Source organism: Pantoea sp. EKM101V (assembly GCF_011800325.1).
In the GTDB taxonomy this organism is placed as follows: domain Bacteria; phylum Pseudomonadota; class Gammaproteobacteria; order Enterobacterales; family Enterobacteriaceae; genus Pantoea; species Pantoea anthophila.
This window is the reverse complement of sequence record NZ_JAALFP010000016.1, coordinates 34,332-58,450: the sequence shown is the minus strand read 5'-3', so window position 1 is coordinate 58,450 and position 24,119 is coordinate 34,332. Positions and strand designations below refer to the sequence as shown.

The following is a 24,119-nucleotide window of genomic DNA, read 5'->3' as shown; positions in this document are numbered from 1 at the left end:
CGCCACACCGGCGTTGTCGTTATCCGGCGCGCGCTTTTCGTCCGTAGACCCGCCAGGTGACGGCGATACAGCAGAGGTAGAAAACCAGAAAGATTTTCATCGCCCCGGCCGGAGAGCCGGTCATGGCAAGCGAGAGGCCAAAGGTCTGCGGAATAAAGAAGCCGCCCAGCGCGCCGATAGCGGAGATAAAGCCAAGCGCCGCGGAGGTTTCTGTGGCGGCTTCCCGCTGTGCCAGCGCCTCGTCACCGCCTTCGGCTTTGATGCGTTCCAGCGTCAGCCGGCGGAAGATCACGGCAATCATCTGGTAGGTGGAACCGCTGCCGAGGCCGGAAGTGAGGAACAGGCCCATAAACAGGGCGAAGAAGGCGACGAACGATCCCTGATGGCCGGCTCCCGGCAGCGTGAGGAACAGCAGTGCAGCAAACAGTGCCATCAGCACGTAGTTGATCAGGGTGACGCGGGTCCCGCCGAAGCGATCCGAGATCATGCCGCCTGCTGAGCGCGCCAGTGCGCCAATCAGCGGGCCAAAAAAGGCGTAGTGCATAATCACCACGCCGGGAAACTGCGTCTTTGTCAGCATGGCGAAACCGGCCGAAAAGCCGATAAAGGAGCCGAAGGTCGCCAGATAGAGCAGCGCCATGATCCAGAGGTGCGGACGTTTCAGCACCGGCAGCTGTTCGCGCAGCGAGGATTTCGCTGCCGCCAGATCGTTCATCCCCAGCCAGGCGGCCAGCGTGCCGATGGCCAGAAACGGCACCCAGATCCAGGCCGCATTTTCCAGCCAGAGGCTATCGCCGCTCGCGGTGACTTGCCCCCCATCGGCAAAACCAAAAATGGCGCAGGAGATCGCCAGCGGGGCAACAAACTGCATAACGCTGACGCCGAGATTCCCCAGGCCGCCATTGATGCCCAGCGCGCCGCCCTGACGGGCTTTGGGAAAGAAGAAGCTGATATTGCCCATGCTGGAGGCGAAGTTCGCTCCCCCGAAACCGCACAGCAGAGCGATCGCCATAAAGGTGGCGAAGGAGGTCTGGCTGTCCCTCACTGCAAAACCGAGCCACAGACAGGGGACGATCAGGATGCCGGTGCTGAAGGCGGTCCAGCGGCGTCCGCCAAAGACGGGAATTACAAATGAGTAAGGCACACGCAACAGCGCGCCGGAGACCGACGGCAGCGCGGTCAGCAGAAAGAGCTGTTCGGTACTGAAGCGGAAGCCGACCTTATTCAGGTTAACCGCGACGGTGCTGAACAGCATCCAGACACAGAAGCTCAACAGCAGACAGAAGACAGAGATCCAGAGGTTGCGGCTGGCGATGCGTTTACCCCGCGCCTGCCAGAAGGCCGCATTTTCCGGTTGCCACTCCTGGATCGGTGCGCCGCGCGTCGGGGTTTGCAAAGGGGCAGATTGGGTCATGACTCTCTCATCAGCAGAAGAATAATGGGGCATATCCTGCGTATCCGCCCTGCCCGCTTGCTTGATACAAATCAACGGCAATGCAGGTTATCCGGGCGTGGTCATCCTGTCTCAGCCGGGATAAGTAGCGGAGAGGCAGCAGAGAGTCATTGCAAATCATAGGGTTAATCGGCTGCACTGAAAATGGCGTGCCGGGAAGAGGTAAAAATGGAAATAAAGGAGTAGTCCTTTGGGGGTATATAGCGCCCCCGCCTCACCGGTAAGATAGGCCCACACCCGATCCGGACGGGCAGCGGCGACAGGAACAGGAGTCATGGTGACGGCAGAGACATTTACGCTTTTATTGATCGACGACCACCCCATGCTGCGCAACGGGCTGAAGCAGCTAATCGCGCTGGATGAGAGACTGCAGGTGGTTGCCGAGGCGGGAAACGGTGCGCAGGGCGTGGCGCTGGCGCAGCAGCACGATCCTGACCTGATCCTGCTGGATCTGAATATGCCGGGACTGAATGGGCTGGATACCCTGACCCGACTGCGCGAAGCCCCCCTCTCCGGGCGGGTGGTGGTGTTCAGCGTGTCGGATGAGGAAGAGGATGTCGTCAGCGCACTGCAGCGCGGCGCCGATGGCTATCTGCTGAAGGATATGGAGCCGGAAGCGTTGCTGAAAGCCCTGCATCAGGCGGCCGCCGGTCAGATCGTGCTGAGCGAGGCGTTAACGCCGATGCTGGTCACCCGGCTGCGCGACGCCCGGCCTGCCCGGCCGCGTGACATCACGCAGCTGACCCGACGCGAACGCGAAATCCTGCAGCTGATCAGCGACGGGATGACCAATAAAGCGATCGCCCGTAAGCTGGCCATCAGCGAAAGCACCGTTAAGGTCCACGTCAAATATCTGCTGAAGAAGATGAACCTTAAATCCCGGCTGGAAGCCGCGGTCTGGGCGCTGCAGCACGGGCTGAACTGACCTGGCGACCAGATGTAAATGATGCGTCAGAAGTCATAGAGCTTAACGGGATTATCACGCAGTATTCTCTGCCGATCCCGGCTCTCCGGCGCCCAGACCTGCATCAGATCGAGTAACACCGCATCGTCCGGCTTATGGCTGTCCGGTTCGGTCGGGTGCGGCCAGTCGCTGCCCCACAGCAGCCGTTCCGGGTTAATCTGTACCAGCTTCTGTGCCACCGGCGTCACATCGTTATAGCCCGGCGCGCCGGTTAAGGAGTCGATATAAACCCCGGAGAGTTTTATCCAGCTTTTCCCGCCATCCAGCATCCGCTGCAGCGTGGTAAACACCGGCGACGTAATGCCCTCCGGCTGCGGCACGTGCCCCATATGATCGATCACCACCGGGGTCGGGAGTTTTTGCAGCCGGCTTTCCAGTTCGGTTAAATGTTTACCAGAGGTCACCACCTGAATATGCCAGTTCAGGGGATTCACGCGTGCTGCTAACTTCTCCATATCATCGAGGTTAACCGCGCTGTAACGCAGATTGAACCGGATCCCCCTGACGCCCGCCTGATGCAGCTTCTGCAGTTCATCATCGGTGACCGACGAATCCAGCACCACCACGCCGCGCGCATTTCCCCCGCTCGCCGCCAGGCCATTCAGCAGGACGCTGTTATCGGTTCCGTAGCGGGAGGGCGTGACAATCACCATCCGGTTGATGCCCAGTCTCTGCTGAAGCTTCCGATAGTCTTCCAGTGAAGCGTTCGCCGGGTTCATCAGTTTTGTGCCAGGCACGGCAGGACAGCGGCTGTCGTACAGATGCATATGGCAATCGACGCTGCCTGGCGGTGGAATCAGCTGAGGTTTTTTCTCGCCCGAACTGTAAGGCACGTTTGCGAAAGCGGGAAACGTCGCCGCGAAAGCCAGCGCCGCGCCTGAGTGTAAGAAATGCCGACGGGTTAGTGACATTTATCCTCCTGATAATTAAGGTCATTAAAGCCGTTATCCAGACTTTCCGTTCCATCCTGAGCGCGACGTCATCATCCCGGCAAACTCTCCCGGTCGCCGCTATGACGGCGTTATGCTGACCTGACTGCGCCGGGCAAATTTTGCGCGCTGAAAATGTAACCCGTTGATTCAACCACTTTTGTCCGCCGGGTGCAGATGTGCGTGCCGCTTCTTTGACCGGTGTCTCTTTTTCAGGCGGGCACGGCGGACTGATTTCCTTTAATCCGCGCGACCCTGCCGGTGAACCGCACGCTCCGCGCGCAGCCGCCTGATCGGCAATCCCCCGGTGCGCTATCCTGTCAGAAATCGCGAGCCGCCTCGCAGCAGCACATCAGAGAGTGCAAAAGTGACACTTTTCTGTCGCCAGCCGCCCTGCCATTTGCCAGGATGGCTCCTGGCCGGTCAGGTTCACGGTCTGCGCATCAGGCTGGCATATGCCCTGCCCTATTCGTTATCATCTGATTATCCCGCGCGCCTGGAATCCCTTTCGGTTTCATGGGCGTTGACCGCCAGAAATTTACCGCATCAAAGATGAGTTAAAACCTTATGCAAGAGCCAACCGAAAAGGACTTTCCTTCTCACACGCCAATGATGCAGCAGTACCTGCGCCTCAAGGCCGAGCACCCTGACATTCTGCTGTTTTACCGTATGGGTGACTTCTACGAGCTGTTTTATGACGACGCGAAACGTGCCTCACAGCTGCTGGAGATTTCGCTGACCAAGCGCGGCGCGTCGGCGGGTGAACCGATTCCGATGGCCGGTGTACCCTATCATGCGGTTGAAGGGTATCTGGCTAAGCTGGTGCAGTTGGGCGAATCCGTGGCGATCTGCGAGCAGATCGGTGACCCGGCGCTGAGCAAAGGTCCGGTTGAGCGCAAAGTGGTGCGTATCGTTACGCCGGGAACCATCAGCGATGAGGCGCTGTTGCAGGAGCGACACGACAACCTGCTGGCGGCGATTGTGCAAAGTCCGCGGGGGTTTGGCTATGCCACGCTCGACATCAGCTCGGGCCGTTTTCGCCTCAGCGAACCTGCCGATGCCGAAACTATGGCGGCAGAGCTGCAGCGCACCAACCCGGCCGAGCTGCTCTACCCTGAAGATTTCCAGGCGATGTCACTGATCGATCAGCGTCGTGGCCTGCGCCGCCGTCCGCTGTGGGAGTTTGAGATCGACACCGCCCGGCAGCAGCTCAATCTGCAGTTCGGCACCCGTGACCTTAACGGGTTTGGCGTGGAGAATGCGCAGCTCGGACTGAGTGCGGCGGGCTGTCTGCTGCAGTATGCCAAAGATACCCAGCGCACCACCCTGCCGCACATCCGCTCGCTGAGCATGGAGCGGCAGCAGGACAGCATCATTATGGACGCGGCCACCCGCCGTAATCTGGAGATCACCCAGAACCTGGCAGGCGGCACCGACAACACCCTGGCGGCCGTGCTGGACAAAACGGTCACCCCGATGGGAAGCCGCATGCTCAAACGCTGGCTGCATATGCCGCTGCGCGACGTGCGCACGATCACCCAGCGTCAGGAGTCGATTGCAGAACTGCAGCCTCTCAGTGAGGTGCTTCAGCCGGTGTTGCGTCAGGTCGGCGATCTGGAACGAATCCTGGCCCGCCTGGCGCTGCGAACCGCCCGTCCGCGCGATCTGGCCCGCATGCGGCACGCTTTTCAGCAGCTGCCGGAGCTTAACCAGCTGCTGGCCGATGTTGAAGCGCCACAGCTGCAGAAGCTGCGCACCCAGATGGGCGAGTTCGCCGCGCTGCGTGAGCTGCTGGAGCAGGCGATCATCGACTCCCCGCCGGTGCTGATCCGCGACGGCGGCGTGATTGCCCCCGGTTACAACGCCGAGCTGGATGAGTGGCGTGCGCTGGCCGATGGTGCAACGGACTATCTCGACAGGCTGGAGATTCGCGAACGCGAGAAGCTGGGGCTGGATACCCTCAAAGTTGGCTTTAACGGCGTACACGGCTACTTCATCCAGGTAAGCCGCGCGCAGAGCCATCAGGTGCCGATGCACTATGTCCGTCGTCAGACCCTGAAAAATGCGGAACGCTACATTATCCCGGAGCTGAAAGAGTACGAAGACAAAGTACTGACCTCGAAGGGGAAAGCGCTGTCGCTGGAAAAAAGCCTCTATGAGGCGCTGTTCGATCAGCTGCTGCCGCATCTTGAAGCGTTGCAGCTGAGTGCCGCGGCGCTGGCAGAGCTGGATGTGCTGAGCAATCTGGCCGAGCGTGCCTGGACGCTGAACTACTGCCGGCCGGTGTTGCAGGATAAAGCCGGGATTAAAATCAGCGGCGGTCGCCATCCGGTGGTCGAACAGGTGCTGAAAGAGCCGTTTATTGCGAACCCGCTCTCCCTGGCCCCCCAGCGCAGAATGCTGATCATCACCGGTCCGAACATGGGCGGTAAAAGTACCTATATGCGTCAGGCGGCGCTGATTGCGCTGATGGCCTGGATTGGCAGTTTTGTTCCCGCCGATGAGACGCTGATTGGCCCGCTGGATCGCATCTTCACCCGCGTGGGTGCCGCTGACGATCTCGCTTCCGGACGCTCGACCTTTATGGTGGAGATGACCGAAACCGCCAATATCCTGCACAACGCCACCGAAAACAGTCTGGTGCTGATGGATGAGATTGGACGCGGTACCTCCACCTACGACGGCTTATCGCTGGCCTGGGCCTGTGCCGAAAACCTGGCCAACCGCATCAAGGCGATGACGCTGTTCGCGACCCATTACTTCGAGCTGACCACCCTGCCGGAGAAAATGGAGGGCGTGGTCAACGTTCACCTGGACGCGGTGGAGCACGGTGACACCATCGCCTTTATGCACAGCGTGCAGGAGGGGGCCGCCAGCAAGAGCTATGGTCTGGCCGTGGCAGCGCTGGCGGGGGTGCCCAAAGAGGTCATCAGACGCGCGCGCAGCAAGCTGAAAGAGCTGGAGACCGTCTCCAGTCACTCCGCCTCATCGACGGTCGATGGTTCTCAGCTGCCGCTGCTGGTTGAAGAGACCTCTCCGGCGGTAGAAGCCCTGGAGGCGCTGGACCCGGATACGCTGACGCCGCGTCAGGCGCTCGACTGGATCTATCGCCTTAAGTCGCTGGTCTGAAGGTTCGCCGTGCCGCGTGAAAGCGCGGACCGGCCCGCTACGTTTCTGCCTGACTTTTTCTGCAGGCATAAAAAAAGCGGTGGTTTTCACCACCGCTTTTCGCATTCAAGCTCAGATCAGTTATTCACGAAACAGTGCTTCAATGTTGAGGCCCTGCGCCTGCAGGATTTCGCGCAGACGGCGCAAACCTTCAACCTGAATCTGACGGACACGCTCACGGGTTAAGCCGATTTCACGGCCGACATCCTCAAGCGTTGCCGCTTCATAGCCCAACAGGCCGAAACGACGTGCCAGCACTTCACGCTGCTTGGCGTTCAGTTCGAACAGCCATTTGACGATGCTTTGTTTCATGTCATCGTCCTGCGTGGTGTCTTCCGGGCCGTTGTCTTTCTCATCGGCCAGAATATCCAGCAGCGCTTTTTCAGAATCCCCGCCTAATGGCGTGTCAACCGAGGTAATGCGTTCGTTGAGACGCAACATACGGCTTACGTCATCAACCGGTTTATCAAGCTGCTCCGCGATCTCTTCCGCACTCGGCTCATGGTCGAGCTTGTGGGACAGTTCACGCGCAGTACGCAGATAAACGTTCAGTTCTTTAACAATGTGAATCGGCAGACGGATAGTACGGGTTTGATTCATGATCGCCCGTTCAATGGTCTGACGAATCCACCAGGTGGCGTACGTTGAGAAACGGAACCCGCGCTCCGGGTCAAATTTCTCAACGGCGCGAATCAGGCCGAGGTTACCTTCTTCAATCAGGTCCAGCAGGGCTAAACCACGATTGCTGTAACGACGGGCGATTTTCACCACCAGGCGTAAGTTACTTTCGATCATACGGCGACGGGAAGGAATATCACCCCGCAATGCACGGCGAGCGAAGAAAACTTCTTCCTCTGCCGTTAACAACGGAGAATAGCCAATCTCCCCAAGATAGAGCTGCGTCGCATCTAAAACACGCTGCGTCGCACCCTGTGATAGCAACTCTTCTTCCGCTACGTCGCTATCACTGGCTTCGTTTTCAACGAGTGCTTTCTCGTCAAAAATTTCAGCTCCGTTCTCATCGAATTCCGCGTTCTCATGTAACTCGTTTACTTTCAGCGTATTCTGGCTCATAAGCGGCTCCTACCCGTGATTCCAGGGCAGAACATAAAAAGGGTCTGTTCTGCCGGATTATCGCTGCGGTAAATAACGCAACGGGTTTACGGATTTCCCCTTGTAACGAATTTCAAAATGTAATCTGACTGAACTGGTTCCGGTGCTACCCATGGTAGCGATCTTCTGCCCCGCCTTAACTTCCTGTTGTTCCCGAACCAGCATTGTATCGTTGTGGGCGTAGGCACTCAGGTAATCATCGTTGTGTTTAATGATGATTAAATTACCGTACCCCCGGAGTGCGTTACCTGCGTAAACCACGCGTCCTGATGCGGTGGAAACGACAGATTGTCCGCGCGTTCCGGCGATATCGATCCCTTTATTGCCACCTTCGGCGGCAGAGAAGTTATCGATAATCTTCCCATCGGTCGGCCAGCGCCAGCTTCCGACCGGCGTTGAACTGTTGGTGGTACTGCTCACCGTTGGGGGGGCGGTAACGACTGGAGCTGTTGTCGTTGCAACATTTGCTCCTTTCGAAGGCAACAATTTGCTGCCACCCGAATTACCCGAATCATCAGAATACGTAATAACAGGTTGCTGTGCAACAACAGGCGCTTTAATTTGTGGCGACGCCGGAACACCGCTCTGCGTTGCATCAGCAACGGTAATGGGATTTCCGCCCGTAATCGGCTGACCTGACCCATTTCCAATCTGCAGCGTTTGCCCCACATTCAGGCTATAGGGCGCCGGAACGTTGTTGCGCTGGGCTAAATCGCGGAAGTCGTTGCCGGTAATCCAGGCAATGTAAAACAATGTGTCACCGCGCTTAACGGTATATGTTTCACCGGAGTAACTGCCCTTTGGAATATTCTGATAACTGCGGTTGTACACAATCCGGCCATTTTGTGTCTCAACATTATCGCTGGTACTAATCATTCCACCGCTACGGGGAGCAGATCCTGAATTTGTGCTTAACATTTGTCCCTGGGCAGGTGTGGCAGGTACGCCGCCCGAAACCATGCCTGTGTCAGACGGGCTGCTGTTCATGCCGCCATTGTCGCCCACGCGACTGATGGGCGCCTGCGAGTTGTCGCTGGAGCTGCAGCCTGCCAGCCAGAAACCTACCAGTGAAAGCGCCGCCAGACGGCGTAACTGAAAAAGTGTGCTTCCCGTGCTCATTAATCCCCCGTGATGGCAACTCTGATCTATCTGTTTCACTGTATCTGCCAGCAGAATGCTCTGCGTGACGCGATAAAAGCTGTGTTTTCGTTAGGTAAACCGGATAGTAACAACATCAGGTACGTGGTGCCATGAAACAGTTGTGAAGAAATACGTAGAGGGTCAGGCCAGGTCGCCCTGCACCAGCGGAACAAAACGCACCGGCTCGATGGTCTCTTCCGTCACCTCTTTTCCCTGACGACGCAGCCGTTTCAGTACCTGCTGATCTTCCCCCACCGGCAGCACCATAATGCCGCCTTCTGCCAGCTGCGCTATCAGCGCAATCGGAATTTCCGGCGGGGCCGCCGTGACGATAATCGCATCGAACGGGCCTCGGGATGGCCAGCCCTGCCAGCCGTCGCCATGGCGGGTGGAGACATTGTGCAGATCGAGCTGTTTCAGCCGGCGCTTGGCCTGCCACTGCAGCCCTTTAATCCGCTCCACGGAATAGACGTGATCAACCAGGTGGGCCAGAATGGCGGTCTGATAACCCGAACCGGTGCCGATTTCCAGCACCCGCGAATGGGGATTCAGCCCGAGCAGCGCGGTCATCCGCGCTACCATGTAAGGCTGTGAGATGGTCTGACCGGAGCCGATAGGCAGGGCGACATTGTCCCAGGCCTTGTGCTCGAACGCCTCATCGATAAAGCGTTCGCGTGGCACCTCGCTGATGGCTTTCAGCAGGTTTTCGTCATGGATGCCCTGCTGACGCAGTTGTGACAGCAACGTCTCAATACGCCGATTCACCATGCCAGATTCACCTCAGCTTTCGCCAGCCAGTCGCTGAGCACCTCCTGTGCACTGTGCGCCGTTAAATCGACGTGCAGCGCGGTGACAGAGACATAACCCTGATCCACGGCGGCGAAGTCCGTATCCGGCCCGGCATCCAGTTTTTCACCCGGCGGGCCAATCCAGTAGAGGGTATTGCCGCGCGGGTCCTGCTGCGCAATCACCTGATCGGCCGGATGGCGGCTGCCACAGCGCGTCACGCGAATGCCCCGGAGTTCGGAGAGCGGCAGATCGGGCACGTTGATATTGAGAATGCGACCGGTGCGCAGCGGCTCATGCGTCAGCGCCCGGAGAAGCGCACAGGTCACCGCCGCGGCTGTCTCGTAGTGCTGATGACCATTGAGCGAAACGGCGATCGCCGGTAAGCCCAGGTGTCTCCCCTCCATCGCCGCCGCGACTGTACCGGAGTAAATCACATCATCCCCCAGGTTGGGACCGGCATTGATGCCTGACACCACAATATCGGGCCGCGGCTGCATCAGGGCATTCACCCCCAGATAGACACAGTCGGTCGGGGTACCCATCTGCACCGCGATATCGCCGTTTTCATGGGTGAACGTTCGCAGGGGCGTTTCCAGGGTGAGCGAGTTTGACGCACCGCTTCGGTTACGATCGGGGGCAACCACCTGCACGTCAGCAATCTGCCGCAGGGCTTTCGCCAGAGTCTGAATACCTGGCGCATGAATGCCGTCATCGTTGCTGAGCAATATCCGCATTTCGTTCTGACCTTTTTTTATTCGACTGGTCGCCGCGACTGAACCTGTCTGAACGGCATGGCAACAGGTGAGGAATGGGCGGCGATTTTTGCATTCTAGCGAGGCACGCAAGGAAGTGGTAGGCGTAAATCACACAGCAGAGGGGGGTTGCCGCAACATTCCCCACACAGCGGGTCAGGTTGCGGCGAAGATTACTCATCAATCTGATCGGACGCGTCGGCCTGAACCAGCAGTTCTCTGACGACGCTGGTGGCGAAGCTGCCTGCGGGCAGCCAGAACGTCAGCTCCAGCGTCACCTCATCCCACCAGCTCCAGCGCAGATCGCGCGGCACGACCAGCATGGCACGGCGTGCGGCATCCACCCGTTCGCGCTCAATCAGGCCGGTCAGCAGGGTTTCGCCAGCCAGCACCTGCTCTTCAAAAGCCAGCGCATCCGCCTGCGGACCCGGCTCGCCCCGCCCCGGCAGCGGCGCGGTGATGCGCAGTTCATGCTGTTCAACCCGACGCTGGCACGCTTCCAGCTCATCCGGCTGCGCAACAAACCAGCTGCCTCGCCCGGTCAGCTGCAGGGCATCGCCGTTAAGGACCTGACTCAGGCCACCCTGCTGCGCCAGACGCGCACTGGTCACCTGATTAAACAGCGCACTGCGCGCGGCAGAGAGCATCAGGCTGCGCTTGTTGCGATCGCGCAGGATAATCTCGTTACGCGCCCACTTCTCTGCGATCACCAGGTTATTGCCGCCGCGCCCGAAACGCTGCTCACCGAAATAGTTCGGCACACCCGCGTCACGAATCTGCGTCAGGCGCGTCTCAACCGCCTCACGGTCACTGATCTGGCGGATGACCAGCCGGAACGCATTTCCGGCCAGCGCGCCGGTGCGCAGCTTGCGCTTGTGGCGTACCGCCTGCAGGATCTCAACCCCCTCCAGCGCAAAACCGCGCAGATCGGGCATCGCATTCCCCGGCAGACGTAAACAGAGCGTCTGCTCCGTCACGGCATGGCGATCTTTCATCCCGGCATAGCTCATGTCACGCTGATGCACACCGAGATATTTCGCCAGCGCCTCCGCCACGAAGCGGGTATTCGCGCCCACTTTACGGATGCGCACCAGCAGATGCTCACCTTCCCCATCCGGGCCATAACCGAGATCTTCAACCACTACAAAATCTTCCGGGCTGGCTTTGATGACGCCGGTGGCAACGGGCGTGCCGTGCAGATAGTGAAGCGTCATTGAGTGTCGGCTTTCAGCAGCAGGGCCACCGCTTCGCAGGCGATCCCTTCACCGCGCCCGGTAAAGCCCAGCTTTTCGGTCGTGGTGGCTTTGACATTGACCGCATCCATGTGACATCCCAGATCCTCCGCGATGTTGATGCGCATCTGCGGCACATGCGGCAGCATTTTCGGCGCCTGGGCAATCAGGGTGACATCCACGTTACCGATGCGATAGCCTTTGGCTTCGATACGACGCCAGGCCTCGCGCAGCAGGCCGCGGCTGTCCGCGCCTTTAAACGCGGGATCGGTATCCGGAAACAGCTTGCCAATATCGCCCATGGCGACCGCGCCCAGCAGCGCATCCGTCAGCGCATGCAGCGCCACATCACCATCGGAATGGGCGATAAACCCCTGCTCAAACGGGATCCGCACACCGCCAATCACTAACGGACCCTCTCCGCCAAAGGCGTGAACGTCAAAACCGTGACCGATACGCATCATGCGCTCTCCTTTAATTGAATCTGACTCAGATAAAAAGCCGCCAGCGCCAGATCTTCTGGCCGGGTGACTTTGATGTTATCACTGCGTCCGCTGACCAGCAGCGGATGGTAGCCGCAATACTCCAGCGCCGAGGCCTCATCCGTAATGGTTGCGCCCTCGGTCAGTGCCCGCGTCAGGCAGGCTGTCAGCAGCGCATGCGGGAAAAACTGGGGGGTTAAGGCGTGCCAGAGATCGTCACGCTCTACCGTGTGGGCCACCGCGGCTTTGCCCGGCTCGCCACGTTTCATGGTGTCGCGCACCGGTGCGGCCAGAATCCCGCCGACGTGGCTCTGTTCGCGCACGTTGAGCAGCTGCTGCAGGTCGTCGGGATGCAGACAGGGACGGGCAGCATCGTGAACCAGAACCCACGCGGAACCCTGCGCGGCCTGCAGGCCAGCCAGCACCGATTCGGCGCGGGTCTCTCCGCCGGTAACCCTGAGCACGCGCGGATCGCGCGCCAGCGGCAGTGAGGCGAAGTGCTGATCGTCGGGACTGAGGGCGACAATAACCTGTTTAATGGCAGGATGGGAAAACAGACGTGCAATGCTGTGTTCCAGAAGGGTGTGCTGACCAATCGTCAGATACTGCTTAGGACAGGTTGCCTGCATGCGGCTGCCGATCCCGGCCGCGGGCACCACGGCAATCACATCCGCAAGGGAGGCCAGAGTATTCATGTTTTATCGTTGTTGGTTTTGCGCTGATTGTTGCGCGTTGCGTTTGTTCTGGTCAGGCACCAGACGATAGAAGGTCTCACCGGGCTTAATCATGCCCAGCTCATTGCGTGCACGCTCCTCGATCGCTTCCGAGCCGCCATTGAGGTCATCAATTTCGGCAAACAGCTGATCGTTGCGCGATTTCAGTTTGGCATTGTTAGCCTGTTGCACCGCGACATCATCATTGACGCGCGTATAGTCGTGGATGCCATTTTTCCCCAGCCACAATGAATATTGCAGCCAGCCGAGCAGCACCAGTAACAGTAACGTCAGTTTTCCCATCCCGCCCCCTTAAAACGGCCCAATCATCCCATAACTTTGCACAGGACTCCACACCAGCGGAGAAAATGGCGCGCTTTGCCGCGCGTCTGCACAAAATATGAATCAGCAGCGATTCCAGGGGGAAAAGATTTGTAACCGGCCGATGCGTTTGCACATCAGCGCAGGGGCATCAGCGCTTACCAGCCGGAGAGAAAAGAGAACATTAACCAGAAGAGAGAGACCACCAGAATCACGGTGGCGAGTGCGGTCCAGAGCCACTGTCCGCTGAGCAGGGTATTCAGGGCAATACCGGCGACCACCGCAACCGGCAGCAGCGCCAGAAAGAATGGCCAGGTATAAAGAAAGAAAAACAGCGTGTTGGAGCCGAACAGCAGGAACGGGATCGCCAGCGCACACCAGTAAGCGAGAAAGCCGATCACGCAGCCCGGCAGCAGTGAGCGCGGCTCATCCGGGGTGGTGTCATCTTTACGAGCGAGCAGTGGGGTTATGTTCTGCATAGGCATCCTGTTGGTGCGAGGGCGGCAAATCAGAGACGATTTGCCGCTGTCTCTTCAGGATCTGATGATATCGCGGTCACGCAGCAGGTCTAACAATTGGGCGGCCAGTTTTGTAACCAATTGTTCGCCATCCAGCTGAATTTCCGGGCTCTCCGGGGCTTCGTAAACGCTGTCGATGCCGGTGAAGTTTCGCAGTTCTCCGGCACGGGCTTTGCGGTATAACCCTTTAGGATCGCGCGCCTCGCACACCGCTAACGGCGTATCGACAAACACCTCGATAAACTGTCCCGGTTCCAGCAGATCGCGCACCATCTGCCGCTCGGCGCGATGCGGTGAAATAAAGGCGGTGAGCACCACTAATCCGGCATCCACCATCAGTTTCGCCACTTCGCCGACCCGACGGATATTCTCTTTACGGTCGTCATCGCTGAAACCGAGGTCACGGCACAGGCCGTGACGCACATTATCCCCATCCAGCAGATAGGTGCTGACACCGATGCGGTGCAGCGCCTGCTCCAGCGCACCGGCGACCGTGGATTTCCCCGAGCCCGACAGCCCGGTGAACCACAGCACCACGCCCTGATGGCCGTGCTGCTGTTCGCGTGCCGCGCGGGTGACCGGATGGTCATGCCACACCACGTTGTCGTCGTGCTGCGCCATTATTGACCGCCCAGCAGATCGCGCGCGTTCCAGTGTGGGAAGTGACGGCGCACCAGCGCATTCAGTTCCAGCTCAAAGGCGCTGAATTCACCTGTACTGGCCGGCACATCCTGGTTGGGCTGATGGATCATGCCCGCCCCGACCGTGACGTTGCTCAGGCGATCGATAAAGATCATGCCGCCGGTCACCGGGTTCTGCTGATAGCTGTCGAGCACCATCGGTTCATTGAAGACGATCTCAATGCGACCGATTCCGTTCAGCGGTAGCGCATCGACCTGATGGGTCGCCAGCGAGTTGATGTCGACCTGGTGCAGCACCTTTTCGACCCGGCCACGGGTTTTCTTACCGGCGATTTTCAGATCGTAGCTCTGACCCGCCTGCAGCGGCTGCTCCGCCATCCACACCACGTCTACGCTGGCCGACTGCACCGCCGTCAGCGTTTCGCTGGCGTCCACCAGCAGATCGCCACGGCTGATATCAATCTCATCCTGCAGCACCAGGGTAATCGCCTCCCCTGCTCCCGCGTCCTGCAGATCGCCATCAAAGGTCACAATGCGGGCAATCGTCGACTCCACGCCAGACGGCAGCACTTTAACGCGCTGACCCACCTGCACGCTGCCTGACGCCAGGGTACCGGCATAGCCACGGAAATCGAGGTTAGGACGGTTCACATACTGCACCGGGAAACGCATCGGCTGATGGTCGACAACGCGCTTCAGCTCCACGGTCTCCAGCACGTCCAGTAGCGTCGGGCCGGTGTACCACGGCATGGTCTGGCTGGCCGTCGCAACGTTATCCCCTTCCAGCGCCGACATCGGCACAAAGCGGATGTCGAGATCGTCCGGCAGCTGGGCGGCGAAATCGAGATAATCCTGTTTGATCGCCTCGAAGCGCTCCTGACTGTAGTCCACCAGATCCATCTTATTAATCGCCACCACCAGGTTCTTAATGCCCAGCAGCGTCGAGATAAAGCTGTGACGACGGGTCTGATCCAGCACGCCTTTTCGCGCGTCGATCAGCAGGATCGCCAGGTCGCAGGTAGACGCCCCGGTCGCCATGTTGCGGGTGTACTGCTCATGGCCCGGCGTGTCGGCAATAATGAATTTACGCTTTTCGGTCGAGAAGTAGCGGTAGGCCACGTCGATGGTAATGCCCTGCTCACGCTCCGCCTGCAGACCGTCCACCAGCAGCGCCAGATCGAGCTTCTCGCCCTGGGTGCCGTGACGTTTGCTGTCGTTGTGCAGTGAAGAGAGCTGGTCTTCATAGATCTGACGGGTGTCGTGCAGCAGACGCCCAATCAGGGTACTTTTTCCATCGTCCACGCTGCCGCAGGTCAGAAAACGCAGCAGGCTCTTGTGTTGCTGAGCGGTCAGCCAGGCTTCAACGCCGCCCTGGTCGGCAATCTGTTGTGCAATTACGGTATTCATCTGGCGTCTCCTTAGAAATAACCCTGGCGTTTTTTCAGTTCCATCGAACCGGACTGGTCGCGGTCGATCATGCGGCCCTGACGCTCACTGGTGGTGGACACCAGCATCTCTTCGATGATCTCCGGCAGCGTCTGCGCTTCGGACTCTACTGCGCCGGTCAGCGGCCAGCAGCCGAGGGTACGGAAACGGACCATCCGTTGGGTGATCTCTTCACCCGGCTGCAGATTGATACGATCGTCATCAATCATCATCAGCATGCCGTCACGCTCCAGCACCGGACGCGGCGCGGCGAGATAGAGCGGCACGATCTCGATGTTTTCCAGGAAGATGTACTGCCAGATATCCAGTTCGGTCCAGTTCGACAGCGGAAAAACGCGGATGCTTTCGCCCTTGTTGATCTGACCATTGTAGTTGTGCCACAGCTCAGGACGCTGGTTTTTCGGATCCCAGCGATGGAAGCGGTCACGGAACGAGTAGATACGCTCTTTGGCGCGCGACTTCTCTTCATCGCGACGTGCGCCGCCGAAGGCCGCGTCAAAACCATATTTGTCCAGGGCCTGCTTCAGCCCTTCCGTTTTCATGATATCGGTGTGTTTGGCGCTGCCGTGGACAAACGGGTTAATGCCCATCGCCACCCCTTCCGGGTTGCGGTGAACGATCAGCTCGGCACCCATCGCTTTCACGGTGCGGTCACGAAATTCATACATCTCGCGGAATTTCCAGCCGGTGTCCACATGCAGCAACGGAAACGGCAGCGTGCCCGGATAGAACGCTTTGCGTGCCAGGTGCAGCATGACCGAAGAGTCTTTGCCGATGGAGTACATCATCACCGGGTTGCTGAACTCTGCAGCCACTTCGCGAATGATATGGATGCTCTCCGCCTCCAGCTGACGCAGATGAGTGAGTCGTTTTTGGTCCATGATTTTCCCTCAAGCCAGATTGACAACGGCGGACTCGCGAGCCCCCTGCTGTGCTGAATGTTTAAACCAGGCGAGTTGCCCGTGCAGATTAACCACCTCTCCGATCACCAGCAGCGCCGGAGTAGGTGCCGAGGCGGCCAGCGCCTCAAGGTGTTCTAAGGTGCCGGTCAGCACCTGCTGATCCTGACGGGTGCCGCGACTGATCACCGCCACTGGCGTTGATGGTGCACGACCATGCTGAATCAGCGCCGCGCTGATAGCAGCCGCTTTAACCGTGCCCATGTAGATCGCCAGCGTCTGACGCGCACGCGCCAGCGATGGCCAGTCAATATCATCGCCATCGGGACGGCAGTGACCGGTAATAAACATCACGCTCTGGGCATAATCGCGGTGGGTCAGCGGAATCCCGGCATAGGCCGTCGCACCGGCAGCCGCGGTGACGCCCGGCACCACCTGGAACGGCACGCCCGCCTGCTGTGCCGCCTGCAGCTCTTCGCCGCCGCGGCCAAAGATAAAGGGATCGCCGCCCTTGAGGCGGACAACGCGCTTACCTTTCAGCGCCAGTGAAACCATCAACTGATTAATCTCTTCCTGCGGCAACGTATGCGCGCTGGCGCGTTTACCGACGCAGATGCGGTCGGCGTCACGACGCACCAGGTCCAGCACCTCTTCGCTGACCAGATGGTCATAGAGCACCACATCGGCTAACTGCATTACCTGCAGGCCACGCAGCGTCAGCAGGCCGCTGTCGCCCGGCCCGGCACCGACCAGAAAGATCTCGCCCTGACGGGTTGGCTCTTCCAGCAGTTCACGATCCAGCGTGCGCTTCGCCTCTTCGACGTTACCGGCGGACATCTGACTGGCGAACAGACCGTCGAAGGCCCGCTCCCAGAAACGCCGACGATCGGACATGCGGCTGAAGCGCTGTTTGACCTTATCGCGCCAGAGTCCGGCTACCTCCGCCATCTGACCCAGACTGGCGGGCAGCAGCGTTTCGATTTTTTCGCGCAGCATGCGTGCCAGTACCGGCGCGGTGCCGCTGGAGGAGATCGCTACTACCAGCGGTGAGCGGTCAACAATCGACGGGAAGATAAAGGTGCATTTTGGCTGGTCGTCGACCACGTTAACCAGCTTATGCCGCGCGTTAGCGGCTTCAAAAACCTGGGTGTTGAGATGGTTATCGTCGGTGGCAGCAATCACCAGGAAAACGCCATCCAGCTGAGCCGGATCAAATTCGGTCGCCACCCACTCCAGCTCCTGCTTATCCAGCAGTTCCTGCAGTTCCGGGCAGAGTTCACGAGAGGCGATCTGAACGCGCGCGCGGGCGCGACGCAGCAGTTCAATTTTTCGCGCCGCAATATCTCCACCGCCGACAACCAGAACCGGGCGGCCAGAGAGATCGGCAAAAAGAGGCAAATAGTCCACGTTAACCCTGATGTTTTAACTTTGTATTAACGGGACTATACGTCGCTGAGTTTATCCAGATGAAATTACGAATTGGAATGAGTAGTTACCGAATGGAATAACGGTGTCGCAAAGCACAGAATAATTTGATCTTAACAGATGAAATGTAATGGCTTTTTCGTGAACAGGCTCACAGATTCCTCCGCACCTGCTGCGCTGCAAAAGCAGATAAGTGCCAGCGCAAAGGTCTGCCTCTCTGTGCCGGAGGCGACAGCGCCCGATTCCACTAACAGGATTGCGGAACAAAAAGCGTATAATACGCCCGGCATGAGCGGCCCTGACCCCTGTACAGGCCCGCTCCGGACAAATAAAAAAAAGGATGCACTATGTTTTGTTCCCTCCGTCTGAGGGTTGCCACTCTTTTGTCTGGCGCACTCCTCTCCCCGCTGGCACTGGCACTGGCCACGCCGCCCGGCCAGTTTGCCGAGCAGCAGGTCCGGCACATCGCCACCTTTTTCCCGGGCCGGATGAGCGGCAGCCCGGCCGAGCTGATGGCGGCTGACTATCTGCAGCAGCAATTTACCGCGCTGGGTTATCAGACCAATACCCGCCAGTTCAACACCGGTTACAACTGGCAGGAAGAGGATGGCTCGCGGCGCTGGCACAAGCTGACCGCCACCTCGGTCATTGCCGCACGCGCCGGCAGCGTGCCGCAGGAGATCCTGATCGTGGCCCATCTGGATACCTGGACGCCGCTGAACAGCGCCCAGGTTCACCGCAATCTGGGCGGCCTGCGTCTGCAGGGGGTGGATGATAACGCCTCAGGGCTGGGCGTGATGCTGGAACTGGCGCAGCAGCTGAGTCAGAAACCGCTGCACTATGGCGTCCGCTTTGTGGCATTGAGCGCCGGAGAAGCCGATCTGCACGGCATGGATGACTACGTGGAGCGGATGAGCGCGCGTGAGAAGAAGAACACCCTGCTGGTCATCGATCTCAACAGCCTGATCACCGGCGATCACCTCTATTTTAACAGCGGCATGAATACGCCCCGGGCGGTACGCAAGCAGACCAGCGATCGGGCGCTGCTGCTGGCCCGCCAGCTCGGCATTCCCGCCGCCAGTCATCAGCTGACCCGCAAAGATGTCAGCGGGCTGAATGCCTTTGACAGGGCGGGCTTTCCGCTGCTGGATGTGACCGCCAGTAACTGGACGCTGGGAAATAAAGATGGCGCGCTGCAGCGTCACCGCAGCCGCCACTTTCCCGATGGCGTCACCCTCCATCAGACTGACCTGGATAATCTGAACTACCTTGACCGCTGGCTGCCGGGTCAGATAGCCCGGCGAACCCATGACAGTGTCAGCGTGCTGCTGCCGCTGCTCAGAGAACTGACCAATCCCAACGTGTGAGGATCTGACATGTACGTCGTCTTTCTGAATTACATTCGTCCGGTAGAGGAAGTTGAAACCCTGCTGGCTGGCCATATCGACTGGCTCAATCGCTATTTTGACGCGGACATTTTTATTGCGGCGGGACGTAAAGATCCGCGCACCGGCGGCATGCTGCTGGTGAGGGATATTGAGCGTGAACGGCTGGAGGCGATCTTAGCGGAAGATCCTTTTGTCGCCGTGGCGCAGTATGAGGTGACAAAGGTGAATGTAACGCGGGCAGCGGAAGCCTTCAGTGGCTTAACCGGCGTCTGAGACCGGGCAGTGACGCCCTTCTCTCCCGCCAGCCAGGGGGGAGAGAAGAGGCGCGGGATTCAGCCTTCGTGCAGGCCGCACTCACGCTTAAGACCGAAGAAGCGGGTCTCTTCTTCTGCCATACCCGGCTCCCACTTGCGGGTGGTGTGGGTATCGCCCACCGAGAGATAGCCCTCATCCCACAGCGGATGGTATTTCAGCTTATGCTGTTCCAGATACTGATGAATCTTCCGGTTATCCCAGTCGATAATCGGCAGCACCTTAAAGACGCCGCGCTGCACGCCCAGCACCGGCAGATTCGCCCGGCTGCCCGACTGATCGCGGCGCAAACCGGCAAACCAGGTCTGCGCGCCCAGGGTTTCCAGCGCGCGGTTCATCGGTTCGACTTTGTTGATCTCGTTGTACTTCTCAATCCCCTCGACGCCCTGCTCCCACAGTTTGCCGTAGCGCGCTTCCTGCCAGGCCGGAGAGGTTTCGGCGCGGAACACTTTGAGGTTGAGATTGAGCTGGTCAGCCAGCTCATCAATAAAACGATAAGTCTCCGGGAAGAGATAGCCGGTGTCGGTCAGGATCACCGGAATATCGGGCTGCTGACGCGTCACCAGGTGCAGCGACACCGCGGCCTGAATACCGAAGCTGGAGGAGAGCACATAGGCGCCCGGCAGATGCTCCAGCGCCCAGCTGACCCGCTCTTCTGCTGACGCCTTCTCCAGCTGCGCATTGGTCGCCGCCAGCGCCATTGCACGCTGGACTTTGGACATCTCATTCAGTGCTGCGAGGTCAGGATGACTCATTTTGCCTCCTCCCAAAAGTCGCGTGCCGGGTCCAGCACCGGCGCGACAATGCCCGCGCGGATGGTGAAGTCACCAAAGCCTTCTGCGGCCTGGCGCTCGGTGGCCCAGCGTCCCACCAGCTCATCAATGGTGGCGAGAATTTCGCTTTCGTTAATGTTCTCACGGTACATGCGGGGAATACGCGTTCCGGTGCGGTTTCCGCCCAGATGCAGGTTATAGCGGCCTGGCGCTTTACCCACCAGACCCAGCTCTGCCAGCATGGCACGACCACAACCGTTCGGACAACCGGTAACGCGTAACACTATGTGCTCATCACCGACGCCGTGCGCATGCATGATGCCCTCGACTTTGGTCACGAAGGCGGGCAGGAAGCGTTCTGCTTCCGCCATCGCCAGCGGACAGGTCGGGAAGGCCACGCAGGCCATCGAGTTTTCGCGCTGCGGCGTGACGTGATCCATCAGACCATGTTCACGGGCGATCGCTTCAATCTTCGCTTTCTCGCTCTCCGGCACGCCCGCCACAATCAGGTTCTGGTTGGCGGTCAGGCGGAAATCGCCCTGATGGACTTTCGCAATTTCAGCAATGCCGCTCTTCAGCGGACGGCCCGGATAGTCGAGCAGGCGACCATTCTCGATAAACAGCGTCAGGTGCCATTTATTGTCGATGCCTTTAATCCAGCCAATGCGATCGCCACGGGTGGTGAATTCATACGGGCGGATCGGCTCAAAGGTCACGCCGGCCCGTTTTTCCACTTCCGCCTTAAAGGTCTCGACGCCCACGCGCTCCAGGGTGTACTTGGTTTTGGCGTTTTTACGGTCGGTACGGTTACCCCAGTCGCGCTGGGTGGTGACAACCGCTTCAGCCACGTCGAGGATCTTATCCACCGGGAAGTAGCCAAACTCGCTGGCGGTGCGTGCGTAGGTCGCTTTGTTGCCGTGCTCAATCGACAGGCCGCCGCCCACCAGCAGGTTGAAGCCCACCAGCTTGCCGTTTTCAGCGATCGCTACGAAGTTCAGATCGTTGGCGTGCAGATCCACGTCGTTGTGCGGCGGGATCACCACCGTCGTTTTGAACTTACGCGGCAGATAGGTTTCACCGAGGATTGGCTCTTCATCGGTGGTCGCGATCTTTTCCTTATCCCACCAGATCTCGGCATAGGCACGGGTGCGCGGCAGCAGATGCTCAGAGAGCTTCTTCGCCCACTCATACGCTTCCTGATGCAGCTCCGACTCAACCGGGTTCGAGGTGCAGAGCACGTTACGGTTGACGTCGTTGGCGGTCGCCAGCGCGTCCAGCCCCACTTCGTGCAGCATCTGATGCGTCGGCTTCACGTTCTTTTTCAGAATGCCGTGAAACTGGAAGGTCTGACGGTTGGTCAGACGGATGCTGCCATAAAGGGTTTTGTCGGTGGCAAATCTGTCGATAGCCAGCCACTGGGTCGGCGTAATGATCCCGCCCGGCAGACGGCAGCGCAGCATCATGGCGTGGCGCGGCTCCAGCTTCTGCTCAGCACGCTCGGCACGGATGTCGCGATCGTCCTGCTGGTACATGCCGTGGAAACGGATCAGCAGGAAGTTGTCGCCGGTAAATCCACCGGTCAGACCCTCTTCCAGATCTTCTTTAATGGTGCCGCGCAGATAGTTGCTCTGCTTCTTCAGACGCTCAGCGTCGGTTAATTTGCCTTCTACAACCAGCGGTCCAGGGTGTTTATCGCTCATTAGTAAACGTCTCGCTGATAACGGCGCTCAATGCGCAGCTCACTTAAAAATTCGTCGGCCGTTTCACGATCCATTCCGCCGTGTTCGACCACCACATCCAGCAATGCCTGCTCGACGTCTTTTGCCATGCGATTGGCGTCGCCACAGACATAAAGATGCGCGCCCTCCTGAATCCAGCGCCACACTTCGGCACCTTTCGCGCGGATCTTATCCTGAACGTAAATCTTTTCAGCCTGATCGCGTGACCAGGCGAGGTCGATATGGGTCAGCAGACCATCCTTCACATATTTCTGCCACTCGACCTGATAGAGGAAATCCTCGGTGAAGTGGGGATTGCCAAAGAATAGCCAGTTTTTGCCGCCCGCACCGTCGTTATCGCGCTGCTGCATAAAGGCGCGGAAGGGAGCGATGCCGGTGCCCGGCCCGATCATGATGACCGGAGCATCCGGATCGGCCGGCAGGCGGAAGTTGTCGTTATGTTCGATGAACACCCGGACCTCGCCCTCTTCTTCGATCCGATCGGCCAGCCAGGTAGATGCGCCGCCGCCACGCTGGCGACCTTCGATATCAAAGCGAACGGCACCCACGGTGATATGCACTTCGGTATCGGTCTCTGCCTGAGAGGAGGCGATAGAGTAGAGTCGCGGCGTCAGCGGACGCAGCAGTCCGGTCAGCTGTTCTGCGCTGAGCTCAGACGGAGCCAGGCGCACCATGTCGACGATGGGGTACTGCTGCGCATAGTGCTGCAGCCTGGCTTTATCATCCACCAGTGCCAGCAGTTCGGCGTTACGCGACAGCTGAGCGTACTGCGCAACAATCTGCGCCGTATTCACCGTCAGCTCGAAATGCTTCTGCAGCGCCTCGGCCAGCGGCAGCGTGCGGCCCTGAACCTCAACCGGTTCATCGCCTTTCAGCCAGACCAGCTCCAGCAGTTCGCTAACCAGCGCCGCGTCGTTTTCATACCAGACGCCCAGTGCATCGCCGGGCTGGTAGCGCAGACCGGAGTCGCCCAGATCGATTTCGATATGGCGCACATCTTTGTCGGAATCCCGTCCGGTGATTTTCTGATTCACCGCCAGGCTGGCGCTGAGCGGCGCCTCTTTGCTGTAGGGGCTGGTGGTCACTTCGTTGACGCTGCCTGCCACTGTCGCGGCCGCCTGCGCCGGCGATTCAGTCGGCACGCGCGCTTTGAGGATCGCTGTCAGCGCACTGCGCCAGGCCGTGGCCTGCTCCGCATACTCGACATCCGCATCCACGCGATCAAGCAGGCGCTCGCCGCCCAGCTCGGCCAGTCGGCTGTCAAAATCTTTGCCCGCCTGACTGAAGAATTCATAGGAGGTGTCGCCCAGGCCAAACACGGCAAAGGCGGCCCCGTCCATTTTCGGTGCCTTTTTCGACATCAGGAACTTATGCAGCGCCACCGCCTCTTCAGGCGGTTCGCCCTCGCCCTGGGTCGAGGTGACGACGACCAGCATCTTTTCCTGGCCAATCTGTTTGAACTTGTAATCACCGGCGTTCACCAGGTTGACGTTCAGCTTCGCGGCCAGCAGGTCATCACGCAGCTGCTCGGCCAGACGACGGGCATTGCCGGTCTGTGAGGCGGAAAGCAGTGTGATAACCGGTGCTTCAGCGGCCGCCGCAGGCGGTGTGCTGCTGGCGACGGCACTACCCGGTGCCTGTTCTACCCTGCCCCAGAAATAGCCTGACAGCCACGCCAGTTGAGTCGGGGAATAATCTGTCGTCGCCGCCTGTAAGCGGGCGAGTTGTTCCGGAGAGAGCGGAAGCATTGAACCAGGTGCCTGAGTCGTCATCGCGTTAAAAATTCCAGTATCAGAAGTCCGGACCGTAAAATGGCGGAAGAGTGCGTAGGTTACCGGGCTGTATATTAACGATTAAATACGCCTTCGACATATCAAATAACCAAAATGACTAAATGGTTTTTCAGGTAGGATTAATCAGCA

At 59.0% G+C, this 24,119-nt stretch carries 22 protein-coding genes; 4 read left to right on the top strand and 18 right to left on the bottom strand.

Annotation, left to right across the window (positions count from 1 at the left end):
- Positions 1-19 precede the first annotated feature (19 nt).
- Positions 20-1,414, bottom strand: a complete 1,395-nt coding sequence (locus HFD92_RS19770) for a NarK family nitrate/nitrite MFS transporter (protein WP_140925067.1) — start codon at positions 1,412-1,414, stop codon at positions 20-22.
- Between the two features lie 313 nt (positions 1,415-1,727).
- Between HFD92_RS19770 and narL the strand changes: the two genes are divergently transcribed.
- Complete coding sequence (gene narL, locus HFD92_RS19765) at positions 1,728-2,378, top strand: two-component system response regulator NarL (RefSeq protein WP_111208205.1); 651 nt, start codon at positions 1,728-1,730, stop codon at positions 2,376-2,378.
- A 26-nt stretch (positions 2,379-2,404) separates the two neighbouring features.
- Here narL and HFD92_RS19760 read toward each other — a convergent pair whose 3' ends face one another.
- The gene (locus HFD92_RS19760) at positions 2,405-3,328 is read right to left on the bottom strand and encodes an amidohydrolase family protein (RefSeq protein ID WP_167429541.1); all 924 of its coding nucleotides are present in this window, start codon (positions 3,326-3,328) and stop codon (positions 2,405-2,407) included.
- 585 nt (positions 3,329-3,913) lie between these two features.
- Here HFD92_RS19760 and mutS point away from each other — a divergent pair.
- Complete coding sequence (mutS, locus tag HFD92_RS19755) at positions 3,914-6,475, top strand: DNA mismatch repair protein MutS (protein ID WP_009086921.1); 2,562 nt, start codon at positions 3,914-3,916, stop codon at positions 6,473-6,475.
- Between the two features lie 120 nt (positions 6,476-6,595).
- On the opposite strand, the gene rpoS is transcribed toward mutS, so the two are convergent.
- From rpoS to cysG, 13 genes are all read right to left on the bottom strand, one after another.
- Positions 6,596-7,588, bottom strand: coding sequence for an RNA polymerase sigma factor RpoS (gene rpoS / locus HFD92_RS19750; RefSeq protein ID WP_009086923.1), 993 nt, complete (start codon positions 7,586-7,588; stop codon positions 6,596-6,598).
- A 57-nt stretch (positions 7,589-7,645) separates the two neighbouring features.
- Positions 7,646-8,746 carry a murein hydrolase activator NlpD gene (nlpD, locus tag HFD92_RS19745; RefSeq protein WP_167429540.1) on the bottom strand — a complete coding sequence of 367 codons (1,101 nt, stop codon included), beginning with the start codon at positions 8,744-8,746 and terminating at the stop codon, positions 7,646-7,648.
- A gap of 162 nt (positions 8,747-8,908) precedes the next feature.
- Complete coding sequence (locus HFD92_RS19740) at positions 8,909-9,535, bottom strand: protein-L-isoaspartate(D-aspartate) O-methyltransferase (RefSeq protein ID WP_009086927.1); 627 nt, start codon at positions 9,533-9,535, stop codon at positions 8,909-8,911.
- Entirely contained in the window at positions 9,529-10,290 is a 762-nt protein-coding gene (gene surE, locus HFD92_RS19735) for a 5'/3'-nucleotidase SurE (protein ID WP_009086929.1), read from the bottom strand. Before surE ends, HFD92_RS19740 begins: the two co-directional genes overlap by 7 nt.
- Before the next feature lie 191 nt (positions 10,291-10,481).
- The gene (truD, locus tag HFD92_RS19730; protein ID WP_167429539.1) at positions 10,482-11,522 is read right to left on the bottom strand and encodes a tRNA pseudouridine(13) synthase TruD; all 1,041 of its coding nucleotides are present in this window, start codon (positions 11,520-11,522) and stop codon (positions 10,482-10,484) included.
- Positions 11,519-12,001: a 2-C-methyl-D-erythritol 2,4-cyclodiphosphate synthase gene (ispF, locus tag HFD92_RS19725; protein ID WP_009086933.1), complete on the bottom strand. Its 483-nt coding sequence runs from the start codon at positions 11,999-12,001 to the stop codon at positions 11,519-11,521. The genes truD and ispF overlap by 4 nt, the downstream gene beginning before the upstream one ends.
- On the bottom strand, positions 12,001-12,717 hold the full coding sequence (gene ispD, locus HFD92_RS19720) for a 2-C-methyl-D-erythritol 4-phosphate cytidylyltransferase (RefSeq protein ID WP_058958443.1): 717 nt from the start codon (positions 12,715-12,717) through the stop codon (positions 12,001-12,003). The genes ispF and ispD overlap by 1 nt, the downstream gene beginning before the upstream one ends.
- A gap of 3 nt (positions 12,718-12,720) precedes the next feature.
- Entirely contained in the window at positions 12,721-13,038 is a 318-nt protein-coding gene (gene ftsB / locus HFD92_RS19715; RefSeq protein ID WP_009086936.1) for a cell division protein FtsB, read from the bottom strand.
- Positions 13,039-13,214: 176 nt separating this feature from the next.
- The gene (locus HFD92_RS19710; protein ID WP_140925056.1) at positions 13,215-13,535 is read right to left on the bottom strand and encodes a DUF3561 family protein; all 321 of its coding nucleotides are present in this window, start codon (positions 13,533-13,535) and stop codon (positions 13,215-13,217) included.
- 54 nt (positions 13,536-13,589) lie between these two features.
- Positions 13,590-14,195 carry an adenylyl-sulfate kinase gene (gene cysC / locus HFD92_RS19705; protein ID WP_046102454.1) on the bottom strand — a complete coding sequence of 202 codons (606 nt, stop codon included), beginning with the start codon at positions 14,193-14,195 and terminating at the stop codon, positions 13,590-13,592.
- Positions 14,195-15,622: a sulfate adenylyltransferase subunit CysN gene (gene cysN, locus HFD92_RS19700; RefSeq protein WP_167429538.1), complete on the bottom strand. Its 1,428-nt coding sequence runs from the start codon at positions 15,620-15,622 to the stop codon at positions 14,195-14,197. The genes cysC and cysN overlap by 1 nt, the downstream gene beginning before the upstream one ends.
- 11 nt (positions 15,623-15,633) lie before the next feature.
- Positions 15,634-16,542, bottom strand: coding sequence for a sulfate adenylyltransferase subunit CysD (gene cysD / locus HFD92_RS19695; RefSeq protein WP_009086943.1), 909 nt, complete (start codon positions 16,540-16,542; stop codon positions 15,634-15,636).
- A gap of 9 nt (positions 16,543-16,551) precedes the next feature.
- On the bottom strand, positions 16,552-17,967 hold the full coding sequence (gene cysG, locus HFD92_RS19690) for a siroheme synthase CysG (protein WP_167429537.1): 1,416 nt from the start codon (positions 17,965-17,967) through the stop codon (positions 16,552-16,554).
- Between the two features lie 365 nt (positions 17,968-18,332).
- Between cysG and HFD92_RS19685 the strand changes: the two genes are divergently transcribed.
- Positions 18,333-19,352 carry an aminopeptidase gene (locus tag HFD92_RS19685; RefSeq protein WP_167429536.1) on the top strand — a complete coding sequence of 340 codons (1,020 nt, stop codon included), beginning with the start codon at positions 18,333-18,335 and terminating at the stop codon, positions 19,350-19,352.
- 9 nt (positions 19,353-19,361) lie between these two features.
- On the top strand, positions 19,362-19,646 hold the full coding sequence (locus HFD92_RS19680; protein WP_009086949.1) for a YciI family protein: 285 nt from the start codon (positions 19,362-19,364) through the stop codon (positions 19,644-19,646).
- 59 nt (positions 19,647-19,705) lie between these two features.
- On the opposite strand, the gene HFD92_RS19675 is transcribed toward HFD92_RS19680, so the two are convergent.
- From HFD92_RS19675 to cysJ, 3 genes are read right to left on the bottom strand one after another with little or no spacing between them, the layout of a single operon-like run.
- Positions 19,706-20,440, bottom strand: a complete 735-nt coding sequence (locus tag HFD92_RS19675) for a phosphoadenylyl-sulfate reductase (RefSeq protein ID WP_009086951.1) — start codon at positions 20,438-20,440, stop codon at positions 19,706-19,708.
- Positions 20,437-22,158: an assimilatory sulfite reductase (NADPH) hemoprotein subunit gene (cysI, locus tag HFD92_RS19670; protein WP_009086953.1), complete on the bottom strand. Its 1,722-nt coding sequence runs from the start codon at positions 22,156-22,158 to the stop codon at positions 20,437-20,439. Before cysI ends, HFD92_RS19675 begins: the two co-directional genes overlap by 4 nt.
- On the bottom strand, positions 22,158-23,969 hold the full coding sequence (cysJ, locus tag HFD92_RS19665; RefSeq protein WP_046102458.1) for an NADPH-dependent assimilatory sulfite reductase flavoprotein subunit: 1,812 nt from the start codon (positions 23,967-23,969) through the stop codon (positions 22,158-22,160). Before cysJ ends, cysI begins: the two co-directional genes overlap by 1 nt.
- Positions 23,970-24,119: the final 150 nt, after the last annotated feature.

Excerpts from the sequence above, each read along its gene's own strand:
- cysN (WP_167429538.1), bottom strand. The coding sequence starts at position 15,622 with ATGAATACCGTAATTGCACAACAGATTGCCGACCAGGGCGGCGTTGAA.
- HFD92_RS19760 (WP_167429541.1), bottom strand. The coding sequence starts at position 3,328 with ATGTCACTAACCCGTCGGCATTTCTTACACTCAGGCGCGGCGCTGGCT.
- surE (WP_009086929.1), bottom strand. The coding sequence starts at position 10,290 with ATGCGGATATTGCTCAGCAACGATGACGGCATTCATGCGCCAGGTATT.
- mutS (WP_009086921.1), top strand. The coding sequence starts at position 3,914 with ATGCAAGAGCCAACCGAAAAGGACTTTCCTTCTCACACGCCAATGATG.
- cysJ (WP_046102458.1), bottom strand. The coding sequence starts at position 23,969 with ATGACGACTCAGGCACCTGGTTCAATGCTTCCGCTCTCTCCGGAACAA.
- HFD92_RS19770 (WP_140925067.1), bottom strand. The coding sequence starts at position 1,414 with ATGACCCAATCTGCCCCTTTGCAAACCCCGACGCGCGGCGCACCGATC.
- cysI (WP_009086953.1), bottom strand. The coding sequence starts at position 22,158 with ATGAGCGATAAACACCCTGGACCGCTGGTTGTAGAAGGCAAATTAACC.
- HFD92_RS19710 (WP_140925056.1), bottom strand. The coding sequence starts at position 13,535 with ATGCAGAACATAACCCCACTGCTCGCTCGTAAAGATGACACCACCCCG.
- cysD (WP_009086943.1), bottom strand. The coding sequence starts at position 16,542 with ATGGACCAAAAACGACTCACTCATCTGCGTCAGCTGGAGGCGGAGAGC.
- truD (WP_167429539.1), bottom strand. The coding sequence starts at position 11,522 with ATGACGCTTCACTATCTGCACGGCACGCCCGTTGCCACCGGCGTCATC.
- ftsB (WP_009086936.1), bottom strand. The coding sequence starts at position 13,038 with ATGGGAAAACTGACGTTACTGTTACTGGTGCTGCTCGGCTGGCTGCAA.
- ispF (WP_009086933.1), bottom strand. The coding sequence starts at position 12,001 with ATGCGTATCGGTCACGGTTTTGACGTTCACGCCTTTGGCGGAGAGGGT.
- HFD92_RS19675 (WP_009086951.1), bottom strand. The coding sequence starts at position 20,440 with ATGAGTCATCCTGACCTCGCAGCACTGAATGAGATGTCCAAAGTCCAG.
- nlpD (WP_167429540.1), bottom strand. The coding sequence starts at position 8,746 with ATGAGCACGGGAAGCACACTTTTTCAGTTACGCCGTCTGGCGGCGCTT.
- ispD (WP_058958443.1), bottom strand. The coding sequence starts at position 12,717 with ATGAATACTCTGGCCTCCCTTGCGGATGTGATTGCCGTGGTGCCCGCG.
- HFD92_RS19740 (WP_009086927.1), bottom strand. The coding sequence starts at position 9,535 with ATGGTGAATCGGCGTATTGAGACGTTGCTGTCACAACTGCGTCAGCAG.
- HFD92_RS19680 (WP_009086949.1), top strand. The coding sequence starts at position 19,362 with ATGTACGTCGTCTTTCTGAATTACATTCGTCCGGTAGAGGAAGTTGAA.
- rpoS (WP_009086923.1), bottom strand. The coding sequence starts at position 7,588 with ATGAGCCAGAATACGCTGAAAGTAAACGAGTTACATGAGAACGCGGAA.
- narL (WP_111208205.1), top strand. The coding sequence starts at position 1,728 with ATGGTGACGGCAGAGACATTTACGCTTTTATTGATCGACGACCACCCC.
- HFD92_RS19685 (WP_167429536.1), top strand. The coding sequence starts at position 18,333 with ATGTTTTGTTCCCTCCGTCTGAGGGTTGCCACTCTTTTGTCTGGCGCA.
- cysC (WP_046102454.1), bottom strand. The coding sequence starts at position 14,195 with ATGGCGCAGCACGACGACAACGTGGTGTGGCATGACCATCCGGTCACC.